This window comes from Agrobacterium sp. 22-210-1 (assembly GCF_053522525.1).
This window is the reverse complement of the sequence record NZ_JBNWCI010000001.1, coordinates 1,236,553-1,249,418: the sequence shown is the minus strand read 5'-3', so window position 1 is coordinate 1,249,418 and position 12,866 is coordinate 1,236,553. Positions and strand designations below refer to the sequence as shown.

The 12,866-nt window shown below is 59.5% G+C and carries 14 protein-coding genes; 9 read left to right on the top strand and 5 right to left on the bottom strand.

Translation table 11 applies throughout. From position 1 onward, the window contains the following. Positions 1 to 2 precede the first annotated feature (2 nt). The 4 genes from ACQZ5F_RS06285 to lipA all read left to right on the top strand — a co-directional run bounded on the left by ACQZ5F_RS06285 (position 3) and on the right by lipA (position 3,574). Positions 3 to 647, top strand: a complete 645-nt coding sequence (locus ACQZ5F_RS06285) for an SGNH/GDSL hydrolase family protein (protein WP_052818476.1) — start codon at positions 3 to 5, stop codon at positions 645 to 647. 60 nt (positions 648 to 707) lie between these two features. Then, a complete protein-coding gene (lpdA, locus tag ACQZ5F_RS06280; protein ID WP_046800216.1) occupies positions 708 to 2,153 on the top strand; it encodes a dihydrolipoyl dehydrogenase in 1,446 nt (481 codons plus the stop codon). Positions 2,154 to 2,249: 96 nt separating this feature from the next. Further along, positions 2,250 to 2,498, top strand: a complete 249-nt coding sequence (locus tag ACQZ5F_RS06275; RefSeq protein WP_046800215.1) for a GlsB/YeaQ/YmgE family stress response membrane protein — start codon at positions 2,250 to 2,252, stop codon at positions 2,496 to 2,498. A gap of 104 nt (positions 2,499 to 2,602) precedes the next feature. Then, a complete protein-coding gene (gene lipA / locus ACQZ5F_RS06270) occupies positions 2,603 to 3,574 on the top strand; it encodes a lipoyl synthase (RefSeq protein ID WP_046800214.1) in 972 nt (323 codons plus the stop codon). 202 nt (positions 3,575 to 3,776) lie between these two features. Here the strand turns inward: lipA and ACQZ5F_RS06265 are convergent, their stop codons facing one another. From ACQZ5F_RS06265 to ACQZ5F_RS06255, 3 genes are all read right to left on the bottom strand, one after another. After that, a complete protein-coding gene (locus ACQZ5F_RS06265) occupies positions 3,777 to 4,709 on the bottom strand; it encodes a DMT family transporter (RefSeq protein ID WP_225339873.1) in 933 nt (310 codons plus the stop codon). A 173-nt stretch (positions 4,710 to 4,882) separates the two neighbouring features. Next, positions 4,883 to 5,617 (bottom strand): helix-turn-helix transcriptional regulator, encoded by a 735-nt coding sequence (locus tag ACQZ5F_RS06260; RefSeq protein ID WP_225339872.1) that lies wholly within the window; start codon positions 5,615 to 5,617, stop codon positions 4,883 to 4,885. 128 nt (positions 5,618 to 5,745) lie between these two features. Next, entirely contained in the window at positions 5,746 to 5,922 is a 177-nt protein-coding gene (locus tag ACQZ5F_RS06255) for a hypothetical protein (protein ID WP_003496171.1), read from the bottom strand. A gap of 248 nt (positions 5,923 to 6,170) precedes the next feature. Here ACQZ5F_RS06255 and ACQZ5F_RS06250 point away from each other — a divergent pair, with 248 nt between their 5' ends. Further along, positions 6,171 to 6,740, top strand: coding sequence for a P-loop NTPase family protein (locus ACQZ5F_RS06250; RefSeq protein ID WP_225339871.1), 570 nt, complete (start codon positions 6,171 to 6,173; stop codon positions 6,738 to 6,740). Positions 6,741 to 6,749: 9 nt separating this feature from the next. Continuing rightward, positions 6,750 to 7,205 carry a type II toxin-antitoxin system RatA family toxin gene (locus tag ACQZ5F_RS06245; protein ID WP_046800210.1) on the top strand — a complete coding sequence of 152 codons (456 nt, stop codon included), beginning with the start codon at positions 6,750 to 6,752 and terminating at the stop codon, positions 7,203 to 7,205. Here ACQZ5F_RS06245 and ACQZ5F_RS06240 read toward each other — a convergent pair. After that, entirely contained in the window at positions 7,187 to 7,696 is a 510-nt protein-coding gene (locus ACQZ5F_RS06240; protein WP_046800209.1) for a CinA family protein, read from the bottom strand. The two genes, ACQZ5F_RS06245 and ACQZ5F_RS06240, sit on opposite strands and share 19 nt — an antisense overlap. After that, complete coding sequence (locus ACQZ5F_RS06235; protein WP_225339870.1) at positions 7,693 to 8,880, bottom strand: bifunctional 2-C-methyl-D-erythritol 4-phosphate cytidylyltransferase/2-C-methyl-D-erythritol 2,4-cyclodiphosphate synthase; 1,188 nt, start codon at positions 8,878 to 8,880, stop codon at positions 7,693 to 7,695. Before ACQZ5F_RS06235 ends, ACQZ5F_RS06240 begins: the two co-directional genes overlap by 4 nt. Positions 8,881 to 9,155: 275 nt before the next feature. On the opposite strand from ACQZ5F_RS06235, the gene dusB reads away from it, so the two are divergent. Genes dusB through ntrC form a run of 3 tightly spaced genes read left to right on the top strand, consistent with a single transcriptional unit; the run spans position 9,156 to position 12,765 of the window. Continuing rightward, a complete protein-coding gene (gene dusB / locus ACQZ5F_RS06230) occupies positions 9,156 to 10,172 on the top strand; it encodes a tRNA dihydrouridine synthase DusB (RefSeq protein WP_137084174.1) in 1,017 nt (338 codons plus the stop codon). Further along, a complete protein-coding gene (locus tag ACQZ5F_RS06225) occupies positions 10,169 to 11,317 on the top strand; it encodes a two-component system sensor histidine kinase NtrB (RefSeq protein WP_046800206.1) in 1,149 nt (382 codons plus the stop codon). The genes dusB and ACQZ5F_RS06225 overlap by 4 nt, the downstream gene beginning before the upstream one ends. Beyond that, entirely contained in the window at positions 11,314 to 12,765 is a 1,452-nt protein-coding gene (gene ntrC, locus ACQZ5F_RS06220; RefSeq protein WP_046800205.1) for a nitrogen regulation protein NR(I), read from the top strand. Before ACQZ5F_RS06225 ends, ntrC begins: the two co-directional genes overlap by 4 nt. The last annotated feature ends 101 nt before the right edge of the window (positions 12,766 to 12,866 follow it).

Sequence of the window (12,866 nt, the reverse complement as noted above, 5' to 3'; positions counted from 1 at the left end):
ACATGGTGAAGTCGGTCCTCTGCTTTGGCGATTCCCTTACCTGGGGATCAAATGCGGAAACGGGTGGCCGGCACAGCCATGACGATCTATGGCCGAGCGTCTTGCAAAAGGCGCTCGGGCCTGACGTGCATGTGATCCACGAAGGGCTGGGCGGTCGCACCACCGCTTATGACGACCACACCGCCGATTGTGACCGCAATGGCGCCAGATTGTTGCCGACGCTGCTGCACAGCCACGCGCCGCTGGATCTCGTCATTATCATGCTCGGCACCAACGACATGAAACCGGCGATCCATGGTTCGGCCATTGTCGCCATGAAGGGTGTCGAGCGGCTGGTAAAACTCACGCGCAACCACGTCTGGCAGGTGCCGGACTGGGAAGCGCCTGATGTTCTGATCGTCGCGCCGCCGCAACTGTGCGAAACGGCCAATCCGTTCATGGGCGCGATCTTTCGTGATGCGATCGATGAATCGGCGATGCTGGCTTCCGTCTACAGGGACCTTGCCGATGAACTCGATTGCGGCTTTTTCGATGCCGGGTCCGTTGCCCGCACCACGCCGGTGGACGGCGTTCATCTCGATGCTGAAAACACGCGGGCCATCGGCCGCGGGCTGGAGCCCGTTGTCCGTATGATGCTCGGACTTTGACAATAATTCCGTTTCGGAACGGCGTGCCGTCATCCGAATTAAGACAAGGCAGGATTTCCAATGGCTCAATCTTATGACGTCATCATCATCGGTTCGGGACCGGGCGGTTATATTGCCGCGATCCGTGCCGCCCAGCTCGGCATGAAGGTCGCCGTTGTCGAGCGCGAGCACCTTGCCGGCATCTGCTCCAACTGGGGCTGTATTCCGACCAAGGCTCTGCTGCGCACCGCCGATGTCATGCACACCGCCACCCATGCCAAGGATTATGGCCTGACGCTGGAAGGTTCGATCAAGCCGGACGTAAAGGCAATCGTCGCCCGCTCGCGCGGCATTGCCGCTCGCATGAACAACGGCGTCGGTTTCCTGTTCAAGAAGAACAAGGTCGACATCATCTGGGGTGAAGCCAAGATCACCAAGCCGGGTGAAATCGTCGTTGGCAAGTCCACCAAGCCGGTGGTTCAGCCGCAGGGTCCGGTTCCGAAGAACACGCTGGGCGAGGGCACTTACACCGCCAAGCACATCATCGTCGCGACAGGCGCCCGCCCGCGCGCGCTGCCCGGCATTGAGCCGGATGGCAAGCTGATTTGGACCTATTTCGAGGCGATGAAGCCGGAAGAACTGCCGAAGTCGCTGCTCGTCATGGGCTCGGGCGCCATCGGCATCGAGTTCGCCAGCTTCTACCGCACAATGGGCGTTGACGTTACCGTCGTCGAGATCATGAGCCAGGTCATGCCGGTCGAGGATGCGGAAATCTCTGCCTTCGCCAAGAAGCAGCTGGAAAAGCAGGGCATCAAGATTCATCTGGAGACCAAGGTTTCCAAGGTCGAGAAGGCTGCAAACTCCGTCACTGCGACGCTGGAGAAGAAGGACGGTTCTTCCGAGAAGATCACCGCTGACCGGATGATTTCCGCCGTCGGCGTCGTGGCGAATGTCGAAGGCATCGGCCTTGAGGCTGTCGGCGTGAAGACCGATCGCGGCTTCATCGTCATCGACGGTTACGGCAAGACCAATGTGCCTGGTATCTATGCCATCGGTGATGTCGCCGGCCCGCCGCTGCTCGCCCACAAGGCCGAACATGAGGCCGTCATTTGCGTTGAAAAGATCGCCGGTCTGCCGAATGTCCACCCGATGGACAAGCTCAAGATTCCCGGCTGCACCTATTGCAACCCGCAGGTTGCCTCGGTCGGCCTCACCGAAGCCAAGGCCAAGGAACAGGGCCGCGACATCCGCGTCGGCCGCTTCTCTTTCGCGGCGAACGGCAAGGCGGTCGCTCTGGGTGAAGATCAGGGCATGGTTAAGACCATCTTCGACAAGAAGACCGGTGAGCTGCTCGGTGCCCATATGGTCGGCGCGGAAGTCACCGAACTCATTCAGGGCTTCGTTGTCGCCATGAACCTCGAGACAACAGAAGAAGATTTGATGCACACGATCTTCCCGCATCCGACCATTTCGGAATCGATGAAGGAAAGCGTGCTCGACGCCTATGGGCGTGTGCTGAACGCATAAGTGCTGCGTGATGCCCGGCATTGTCTAACCTTGCCGGGTGTCCCATATGTCTCAACGCCGGTTCCTCAAGGGAACTGTTCTTCAGGGAGCGTGGGAATGGAAAGTGTAGGCTGGATTGCAGCAATCATCATCGGCGGTCTCGCCGGCTGGCTAGCGGGCAAGCTCATGGACATGCGCTTCGGCATTTTCATGAACATCATTCTGGGCATTGTCGGCTCGGTTGTCGCCGTCGCCGTACTTCGCACCCTTGATGTCTTCGTGCAGGACAGCAGACTCGGTTATTTCGTCACGTCCTTCATCGGCGCCAGCCTTCTGCTGTTCCTGGCAAAGCTGGTACGGCGCTGAAAATGCTTCGTGACCGGAAAGGGCTTACGCTTTTTCTGGAATTGTTCTAAAGCATCCGGCCAACAGGTGTTTAGATCGCCACAGGCGATGGAAGCAGGTTTTAAATGGTCACTATTCTCGACAGAACGTCGTCCGACGAAAAGCGCATCCGCCATCCGGAAAAGGCGCATCGGCCCGATACCGAGGTCATGCGCAAGCCGGAATGGATCCGCGTCAAGGCGCCGACCTCCAAGGGTTATCACGAGACGCGCGAACTGGTGCGCAGCCACAAGCTGGTAACGGTGTGCGAGGAAGCCGGCTGTCCGAATATCGGCGAATGCTGGGACAAGAAACACGCGACCTTCATGATCATGGGTGAAATCTGCACCCGTGCCTGCGCTTTCTGCAATGTCGCGACCGGCAAGCCGAATGCGCTTGACATGGATGAGCCTGAGAACGTTGCCAAGGCCGTCAAACAGATGGGCCTCTCGCACGTCGTTATCACCTCGGTGGACCGTGACGATCTCGCCGATGGTGGTGCTGAACATTTCGAAAAGGTCATCTGGGCGATCCGTGCTGCATCTCCCACCACGACCATCGAAATCCTCACTCCCGACTTCCTGAAGAAGCCCGGCGCGCTGGAGCGTGTCGTGGCCGCCAAGCCCGATGTTTTCAACCACAATATGGAAACCGTTCCGGGCAATTATCTCACCGTTCGCCCCGGCGCGCGTTATTTCCATTCGGTGCGCCTCTTGCAGCGGGTGAAGGAACTTGACCCCACCATGTTCACCAAGTCAGGCATCATGGTTGGCCTCGGCGAAGAGCGCAACGAAGTGCTGCAGCTGATGGACGATCTGCGCAGCGCCGATGTGGACTTCCTGACCATCGGCCAATATCTTCAGCCGACCCGCAAGCACCACAAGGTCGAAGCTTTCGTCACGCCGGAGGAATTCAAGTCCTATGAGACGGTGGCTTACACCAAGGGCTTCCTGATGGTCTCCTCCAGCCCGCTGACTCGTTCTTCCCACCATGCTGGCGACGATTTCGAACGCCTGCGCGCTGCCCGCGAGAAGAAGCTGCTGGCGGCCGCGGAATAAGGGATAAAGGTTCGGCAACATAGGTTGCTGGATCGGGCGATATGCGCTCTCTCCACCGTCATGCTCGGGCTTGTCCCGAGCATCTGCGACCTATCGATTGTACGATACGTGATTGGATCCTCGGGACAGGCCCGAGGATGACGTGAGTGGGAGGCAAGGCTTGTGAAATGGCTCCGCCGCCTGTTCCCGGTCTTCAACCCAATCACACCGCAACCTTCTCCGGCCGATGCGCCCTCATGCACAAAATCACGCTCAGCACCACCGAACAGATCGCCACGATCTCGACAATGGTCGGCCCACGCCCTTCCCAGAGAAAGCCGTAAAGCAGAGCAAACAGCGTTTCGAACAGAATCATCTGTCCGACCATGGTGAGAGGCAGAAGGCGGCTCATGCGGTTCCAGAAGGCATTGCCGAGAATGGAGGCGGTGAAACCGAGCCCGGCGGCGATGGCAGCGAAATGCAGCCAGTCTCCGGAGCTATGGCTTTCTCCACCAAAGCTGAAAGCCGGAATGGCCAGCAGCAGCGCAAGCCCGCCGGTCACGACACCCGTCATCATGTTCCAATCATCAGCGCTGACATCGTGAAGACGCGACAGCCAACGGGCATTGCCGACAGCAAAGGCCGTCCAGGAGGCGAGTGCTCCGAGAGCGCAGGCAAGCCCGATGACACGGGAAACATCCAGCCCCGCGTCGTTTTCCGTCAGTGACTGCCAGGAAATGCCGATAATGCCTATTGCGCCGAAGGCAAGCGACGGCCACAGCCGCTTCAGCGACACCGCGCCATGGTCGCGACTGCCGATAATGGTGACGGCGACCGGCAGGAAGCCGATGATGATCGAGGTAAAGGCGACGCCGCTCAGTTTCACTGCCGTCGATATGAAGACGTAATAGGCGATATTGCCGATCATGCTCAGCCAGCCAAGCGCGATCCATTCCCGCGCACCGAAATGCGCCGATACCCGTTTCAGGCGCGGCCCGATGATGATGAGGGAAATCAGCCCGTAGGTGAGATAACGCGCCGTCGATAATTGCAGGGCCGAAAAATCCGGCACGAGTTTCGGGGCGAGAAAGATGCCGCCCCATAGCGCACCCGCCAGCACGCCGTAAAAAACACCGAGACCTGTCCTGTTGTTCATGTCATGTCACATCCGCATTCACTTTGTCCGCGATGTGCCACAGCCCTTTACGGCTGTCTTGACAAAAACTCCTGAGGACTTGTCCGCCGCTCTGATTGTTGGTTTGCAGAGGGGGGGAACGCCCCCACGCACCTCGATCCGCTATGAACGGACAACCTCCTAAAAGCTCACATCTAGTGAATGCCGTAGTTCCGGCGATAGGCGGCGGGCGTTTCCCCCACGGCATTGCGCATGGCGCGCGTCAGCGCCGTCTGGTCGGAAAAACCGGCCCTGAGCGCGATTTCCGCAATCGGCAGGCTGGATTCGCTAAGGAGCGTGCAGACCTTGTCCATACGCAATCCTGCAAGCCAGCGGTGAGGCGGGAGGCCGAACTCTTCGAGAAACAGCGCGTGCAGGCGGCTGTCACTGATCGTCACGCAGGCCGCCAGCATGTCGATCGTCCACGGAAAGAACGGCTCCGCCCTGACGACCGCACTGAGTTCGCGCAGGCGCTGGCGGATATCGCTTTTTTCAGTCGCGAGGCTGTCCACCAGCAGCGGTGCCCAGAGACCGGCGATATCGTCGCGCCGGCCGTCGGTTTTGATGAGGCCGTGCATATAGGCGATCAATTGCCGTGTATCAGGCGTAATATCGAGAAACGGCACGCGGGCAAATCTCTCCAGTGTCTGCTCGGAAACAGCACTTTCATCAATATCGACCACCAGCGAATGGTTGATCGCCGTTGCTTCCTGCATATGCGGCGCATTACGGTGGATGAAGACGCCGCGCCCGGTCGACAGTTCATCCTGCCGTCCGCCTACATCGATCCGCAGGCAGCCGGAGACCGGGAGAACGATTTGCACGAAACCGTGCCGTTCCCTAGGTCTTTCCTGCCGGTAGGTTCTGATATCTGCCGATGCGACTGTCATGACGCTGTCGTTTCCATTGTGCAAAGAAATGGCCGCCTCGAAAAAAGCGGCCAGTTTCATTGTCTGATTATGACATCGTCTTGAAGATTGGGCCAGCCGGCTTTATCGGTCGGCCATACGAAACGCAATTAACAGTCTTCCTTGGCTGTCGATTCGCCGCGTTTGCGCTTGCGCAGAACAGGCTTGTTCTCTCTCGCCTCGCATTTTGCAACGTCGATAAGGTAGGCAAGCACGGGCATGCCGTTCATCGACGCGAGTTGCTTGGCGGATTCGAGAAGGTTGATGATGTTGGAAAAATCGTCCATCGGCTCACTCAGTGGCTCAAAGCGGTTATGTATCGGGTCTGAACCCAAAGATGAATGCGCGTGGGAAAAATGGGAGCGCCCGGCGCGTTTGCATCCAGTGGGTGTAATATTAGTGGCAAATAAATAGCAATCCCTGTGAGGGGGTTGCAATAGTCAATTTTCCGTAACTGCCATGCGCGACGACAATATCGCTTTAATGCGGGTGTCCGCGCGTCAGGCAATCTCTCCGGTCATGATGAGGGTATAGGATGCCGAACTATCTTGAGACAGTGGAAGACGCCGCTGTAGTCATCGCCGGGGCGCAGCGCATCATGGTCGTCGGTTGTTCTGGCGGCGGCAAGTCGACGCTTTCGCAGAAGCTCGCACGCAAATTTGGGCTTCGTTATATCTCCATGGACCGCGAAGTTTTCTGGCTGCCCGGCTGGCAGCTGCGCCCGCGCGAAGAACAGCGGCAGAGGATAGCCGCCATGGTCACGGAGGAGCGCTGGTTGATGGATGGCAGCAATCCGTCATCTTTCGATATGCGTATGCCGCGGTCTCACATCGTGCTCTGGGTGCGCATGCCGCGATGGCTCTGCCTGTGGGGCGCCGTCAGCCGGGCGATCAAGGGGTATGGCAAGGCACGGCCGGAAATGGCGGAGGGATGTCCGGAAAGGATAGACGCCGATTTCCTGCGTTATATCTGGAATTTCGAGCGCCACCATACTCCGATTTTCGAGCAGAATTTCGCCCTTTACGGCCCCGATGTGCCTGTATTCCAGCTGAAAAGCCGAAAACAGTTTCGCCGCCTTCTTGATCTTCTTGTTATCGGCGATTAACTGCCGCTTATGCCCCAGTTCGAAACGCATCGCCACGTCAAACACTCACCCGACCGCATGTACGACCTTGTCGCCGATGTGGAGAAATATCCGCAGTTTCTGCCCCTTTGCGAAGGGCTCATCGTTCGCTCGCGCAAGGAGCGGGATGGCAAGGTGCTGCTGGTGGCGGATATGACGGTGGGCTACAAGGCCATTCGTGAGACCTTCACCACGCAGGTGCTGCTGAACCCGGCCGAGCGCGCCATCGACGTGAAATATATCGATGGACCGTTCAAATATCTCGACAATCGCTGGCGTTTCGAAGAATCGGAAGATGGCGGCTCGGCCATTCATTTCTTCATCGATTACGAATTCAAGAGCCGGTTGCTTGGCGCCGTCATGGGGTCGATGTTCGACCGGGCTTTCCGCATGTTCGCCGAAGCCTTCGAGACCCGCGCAGACAAGATTTACGCCGACCCGGCCTGATTGAGGGTTACAAGCATTTCAAGTGCGGTTCTGACGGTAGCAAGCCGTATTTCGGTGCGGCCAATCTCGCCGTAACGCATTTCGTGATGCAGGATTTCGCCGCTGCGTGCCTTGGCGGCCAGATGCACCAGCCCGACTGGTTTATCAGCGGAACCACCACCCGGACCAGCAATTCCAGTCACGGCCACGGCAAAATCCGCGCGCGAGCGGAACAGGGCGCCATGCGCCATTTGCAGCGCCGTCTGTCGGGATACCGCGCCGAATGTCGTCAGCGTCTCGGCGCCAACCCCCAGCATCTCCATCTTGGCTTGGTTTGTATAGGTGACGAAACCGCGATCAACGACGGCGGAAGAGCCGGAAATTTCGGTCAGCGAACCGGCGATCAGGCCGCCCGTGCAGCTTTCGGCGGTCGAGACCATAAAACCACGGGCTGTGAAATCGGCGATGATGCGCTGCGCCAGATCTCCTATGTCCGCGGGAAAAAGGCTCATAACGGTCTGCCCCTGTAAACGACGGTAGCGGTGGCGATGGCCGCAATGCCTTCCCGGCGGCCGACGAAGCCGATCGTCTCATTCGTCGTCGCCTTCACCGAGCAGCGCTCCAGCGCAATGCCGAGCATGTCCGAGAGCGCTTCGCGCATGGCCTGGCGGTGCGGGCCGATGCGCGGCGCTTCGGCGATCAGCGAGACATCGGCATTCATGATCGTGCCGCCATTATCGCGCACCACCTTGGCCGCATGTTCGAGGAAGATGCGCGATGCGGCGCCCTTCCATTGTGGATCGGACGGCGGGAAGTGATCGCCGATATCACCGGCTCCGCAGGTGGCGAGCAGCGCATCCGTCAGCGCATGCAGCGCCACATCGGCATCCGAATGACCTTTGAGTTTCTGGTCGTGTTCGATGAAGACTCCACAAAGCGTCACGCCATCCCCGGTCTCCAGCTGGTGCACATCGTAGCCATTGCCGGTGCGCACGTCGGGCAAGGCGTGAGAGAGTTTTTCATCGGCCATGGCGATATCCCGCTTGAGAGTGAGTTTGACATTGTCGACCGAACCTTCGGTCAGCGTCACCGGCAGTCCCGCCCATTCGGCAATCGACGCATCGTCGGTAAAATCGGTCTTTCCGGAAATGGCAGCGGCGCGGTGTGCGGCGAGAATATCGCCAAAGCCGAAACTTTGTGGCGTCTGCGCCGCATAAAGCCCCTGACGGGAAACCGTCTCCACAACGCGGTCATCCGCGCCGCGTTTCAACGTGTCGGTAACGGGCAGGGCAGGCAGAACGCCCCGAGCACCTTCCGCGTGCAGCGCCACGATACGCTCCAGCATATCCACGGCGACGAAAGGCCGCACGGCGTCATGGATCATCGCATGCGTCAGGTCTTCCGAAGAGAGCGCTTCCAGCCCCGCCAGCACCGATTGCTGGCGCGTCGCGCCGCCGGTCACCGTGATGATCCGCTCGCCGGCTTCAAGCCGCTGCAGGATCGGTGAGAGCAGTGCTGTATCGTCCGCATGGCTGACGATCACGATGGGGCAGGTGCTGTCCCAACCAAGAAAGGTCGACAATGTATGCTCGATCACGGCCCTGCCGCCGATCGGGCGATATTGTTTCGGCCCTTCCTCGGGGGAGCCTGCCCTTTCGCCGCGTCCTGCGGCGACGATGACGATGCCGAGTTTCATAGTACTTTCCTGCATTGGTCTTATGCTTTGCGCGCAACCCTTAGCGGTTGACAGTCATGCTCTAGCGTTTCAAAACCCGGATGGCCAGCCCGATAAGACGCGCATTCATCTCGCACGCCGCAGGATCGCACGTCATTGCACGCCCGGATCTGCACAATTTGCTACCGACCGCAAAACAGGCAGGCAGCCGCCTCGCAAATAAAAGGTGCAACCGTCTAAAAGTGCTTGGCAACTGCGCAAACACTGTCTAAAAATAATGCAAATAACCCTTCTGCATGAAAGATCATCAGTTGCCCCTTCCGGAATTGTCAGAACCGTTCAGCATCGGCTCCGTAACGATCCGTAATCGTGCGGTGCTGGCGCCCATGTCGGGCGTGACGGATCTGCCGTTCCGGCAGCTTGCCTGGCGTTATGGTGCTGGTCTGGTTGTGACGGAAATGGTCGCCAGCCGCGAGCTCGTCGCTAACAGGGGTGAATCCTGGGCGCGGCTGAAAAATGCCGGCATGGTTCCGCATATGGTGCAGCTTGCCGGACGCGAGGCGCATTTCATGGCGGAAGCGGCGAAGATCGCCGCTGACAATGGCGCCGGCATCATCGATATAAACATGGGTTGCCCGGCCAAGAAGGTGACGGGCGGTTATTCCGGTTCGGCGTTGATGCGCGATCCCGATCACGCCCTGTCACTGATCGAGGCGACAGTCGGCGCGGTCGATGTGCCTGTCACGCTGAAGATGCGGCTGGGCTGGGACGAAAACACCATCAACGCGCCCGAGATTGCCCGCCGCGCAGAAGCGGCAGGTGTTCAGCTCATTACCATTCATGGCCGCACCCGCATGCAGTTTTACGAAGGACGCGCAGACTGGGACGCCATCCGCGCAGTGCGCGAGGTGATTTCCGTGCCGCTGATCGCCAATGGCGATGTCGAGACCGCCGAAGATGCACGCGAAATCCTGCGCCGTTCGGGTGCTGATGCCGTCATGGTCGGTCGCGGTGCGCAGGGTCAGCCCTGGTTGCCCGCAGTGCTGGCCGGACATGCCGCGCCTGAGCGTGCGGAAATCGCTGGTATTGCCGTCGAGCATTACGAGATGATGCTGGAATTTTACGGAAGGGAAGCCGGTCTCAGGCATGCCCGCAAACATCTTGGCTGGTATCTCGACCGTTTCGCGCCTGAGTTCACCACGCCCGACAAGGCTAAAATCATGACATCGCGTGACACGGGGGAAGTGGCGGATCTGCTGCGTTCCGCCCTTTGCGAAAATGCGGGCGAAGAAGCCGCAAGGAAGGCCGCATGAGCGCTGACAAACACAGCCCGGCAGATGCAAACCCGCTCGCCATGGCGGTTCTGAACGCGGTGCAGAACCCCGTCATTCTGGTGGATGCCGAGGGTTTCATCGCATTCGCCAATTGGGAAGCCGAAGCCTTTTTCGGGGCGAGCGCCTCCCATCTTGCCCGCTACCGCGTCTCCACCTTCATTCCCTTCGGCAGCCCGCTGCTGGCGCTGATAGATCAGGTGCGGGAGCGCCGGGCCCCGGTCAACGAATATCGCGTTGATCTAAGTTCTCCGCGTCTCGGACAGGACAAGTTGGTCGACCTTTACGTCGCGCCTGTTGTCAGCGAACCGGGATCGGTCGTCGTCGTCTTTCAGGAACGGTCGATGGCCGACAAGATCGACCGGCAATTGACCCATCGCGCGGCGGCCCGTTCGGTCACCGGCCTTGCCTCAATGCTGGCGCATGAAATCAAGAATCCGCTGTCCGGCATTCGCGGCGCCGCCCAGTTGCTGGAGACGTCGGTTGCCGACGAGGACCGGGCGCTGACGCGGCTGATCTGCGACGAGACCGACCGCATCGTCTCGTTGGTCGACCGCATGGAGGTATTTTCCGACGAGCGGCCGGTGGACCGTGTACCGGTCAACATCCATTCCGTGCTCGATCATGTGAAGGCCATCGCCAAGGCGGGTTTTGCCCGCAATATCAAGATTTCCGAGAACTACGACCCCTCGCTGCCGCCGGTTTATGCCAATCGCGACCAGCTGGTGCAGGTTTTTCTCAATCTGGTGAAGAATGCGGCGGAAGCCGTGGGCAACCAGCCGGATGGCGAGATATTGCTGACCACCGCTTACCGTCCCGGCATGCGCCTTTCGGTTGCCGGCAGCCGGGAACGCATCTCGCTGCCGCTCGAATTCTGCGTGCATGACAATGGTCCGGGCGTCCCGGCCGATCTTTTGCCGCATCTCTTCGATCCTTTCATTACCACCAAGACGAATGGTTCGGGCCTCGGCCTGGCACTTGTTGCCAAGCTGATCGGCGCCCATGGCGGCATCGTCGAATGCGACAGCCAGAACCACCGCACGACTTTCCGCGTATTGTTGCCCGTCTCGCCGGAAATGGCGCTCGACGACAGCTCTTTGCCGAACACGACAGGAAATGACCCATGACAGCTACGATCCTCGTCGCCGATGATGATGCCGCGATCCGCACGGTTCTGAACCAGGCGCTCAGCCGCGCCGGTTACGATGTGCGCATCACCTCCAATGCCGCAACGCTCTGGCGCTGGGTTTCGGCGGGTGAGGGCGATCTTGTCGTGACCGATGTCGTGATGCCGGATGAAAACGCCTTCGATCTGCTGCCACGCATCAAGAAGGCCAGGCCGGACCTGCCGGTTCTTGTCATGAGCGCCCAGAACACCTTCATGACCGCCATCAAGGCCTCGGAAAAGGGCGCTTACGATTATCTGCCGAAGCCCTTCGATCTGACGGAGTTGATCGCCATCATCGGCCGCGCGCTTTCTGAACCGAAGCGCAAGCCGGCCAAGTTGGATGACGACATGCAGGACGGCATGCCGCTCGTTGGCCGCTCGGCAGCGATGCAGGAAATCTACCGGGTTCTCGCCCGCCTGATGCAAACCGATCTGACGCTGATGATCACGGGCGAATCCGGCACCGGTAAGGAACTGGTGGCGCGTGCCTTGCATGATTACGGCAAGCGCCGCAACGGCCCCTTCGTCGCCATCAATATGGCGGCGATCCCGCGCGACCTGATTGAATCCGAACTTTTCGGCCATGAGAAGGGCGCCTTTACCGGCGCGCAGAACCGCTCGACCGGCCGGTTCGAACAGGCCGAAGGCGGCACACTTTTCCTCGATGAAATCGGCGATATGCCGATGGATGCCCAGACGCGCCTGCTGCGCGTGTTGCAGCAGGGCGAATATACGACGGTGGGTGGTCGCACGCCGATCCGCACCGATGTCCGCATCGTCGCCGCCACCAACAAGGATTTGAAACAGTCGATCAATCAGGGCCTCTTCCGCGAAGACCTCTATTATCGCCTGAATGTCGTGCCGCTACGCCTGCCGCCGCTGCGTGACCGCGCCGAGGATATTCCCGATCTGGTGCGCCATTTCATCCAGACGGGTGAGAAGGAGGGCCTGGAAGGCAAGCGTTTCGAGAGCGAGGCACTGGAGGTCATGAAGGCCTATGCCTGGCCGGGCAACGTGCGCGAGCTGGAAAACCTCATCCGCCGCCTGATGGCGCTTTATCCGCAGGAAGTCATCACCCGCGAGATCATCGAGCAGGAATTGCAGTCGGATGTTCCTGACAGCCCGCTCGACAAGATGGCGGTCCGCACCGGTACGCTGAGCATTTCGCAGGCGGTCGAGGAGAATATGCGGGATTATTTCGCCAGCTTCGGCGATGGTCTGCCGCCGCCCGGCCTTTACGACCGCGTGCTGCGGGAACTCGAATATCCGCTGATTCTCGCTGCCCTGACGGCGACGCGCGGCAACCAGATCAAGGCCGCCGATCTCCTCGGCCTCAACCGCAATACGCTGCGCAAAAAGATCCGCGAGCTTGGCGTCTCGGTCTATCGTAGCTCCCGCCCAACCTGAGAATGTTGACAAGGCGGCATTTGTCGTTGCATTTTCGCCACATTGTGTTGCTTGGAAAACACTAGGAAGGAAAGAGATTCGCCGACTTGAAGCGTTTCTCG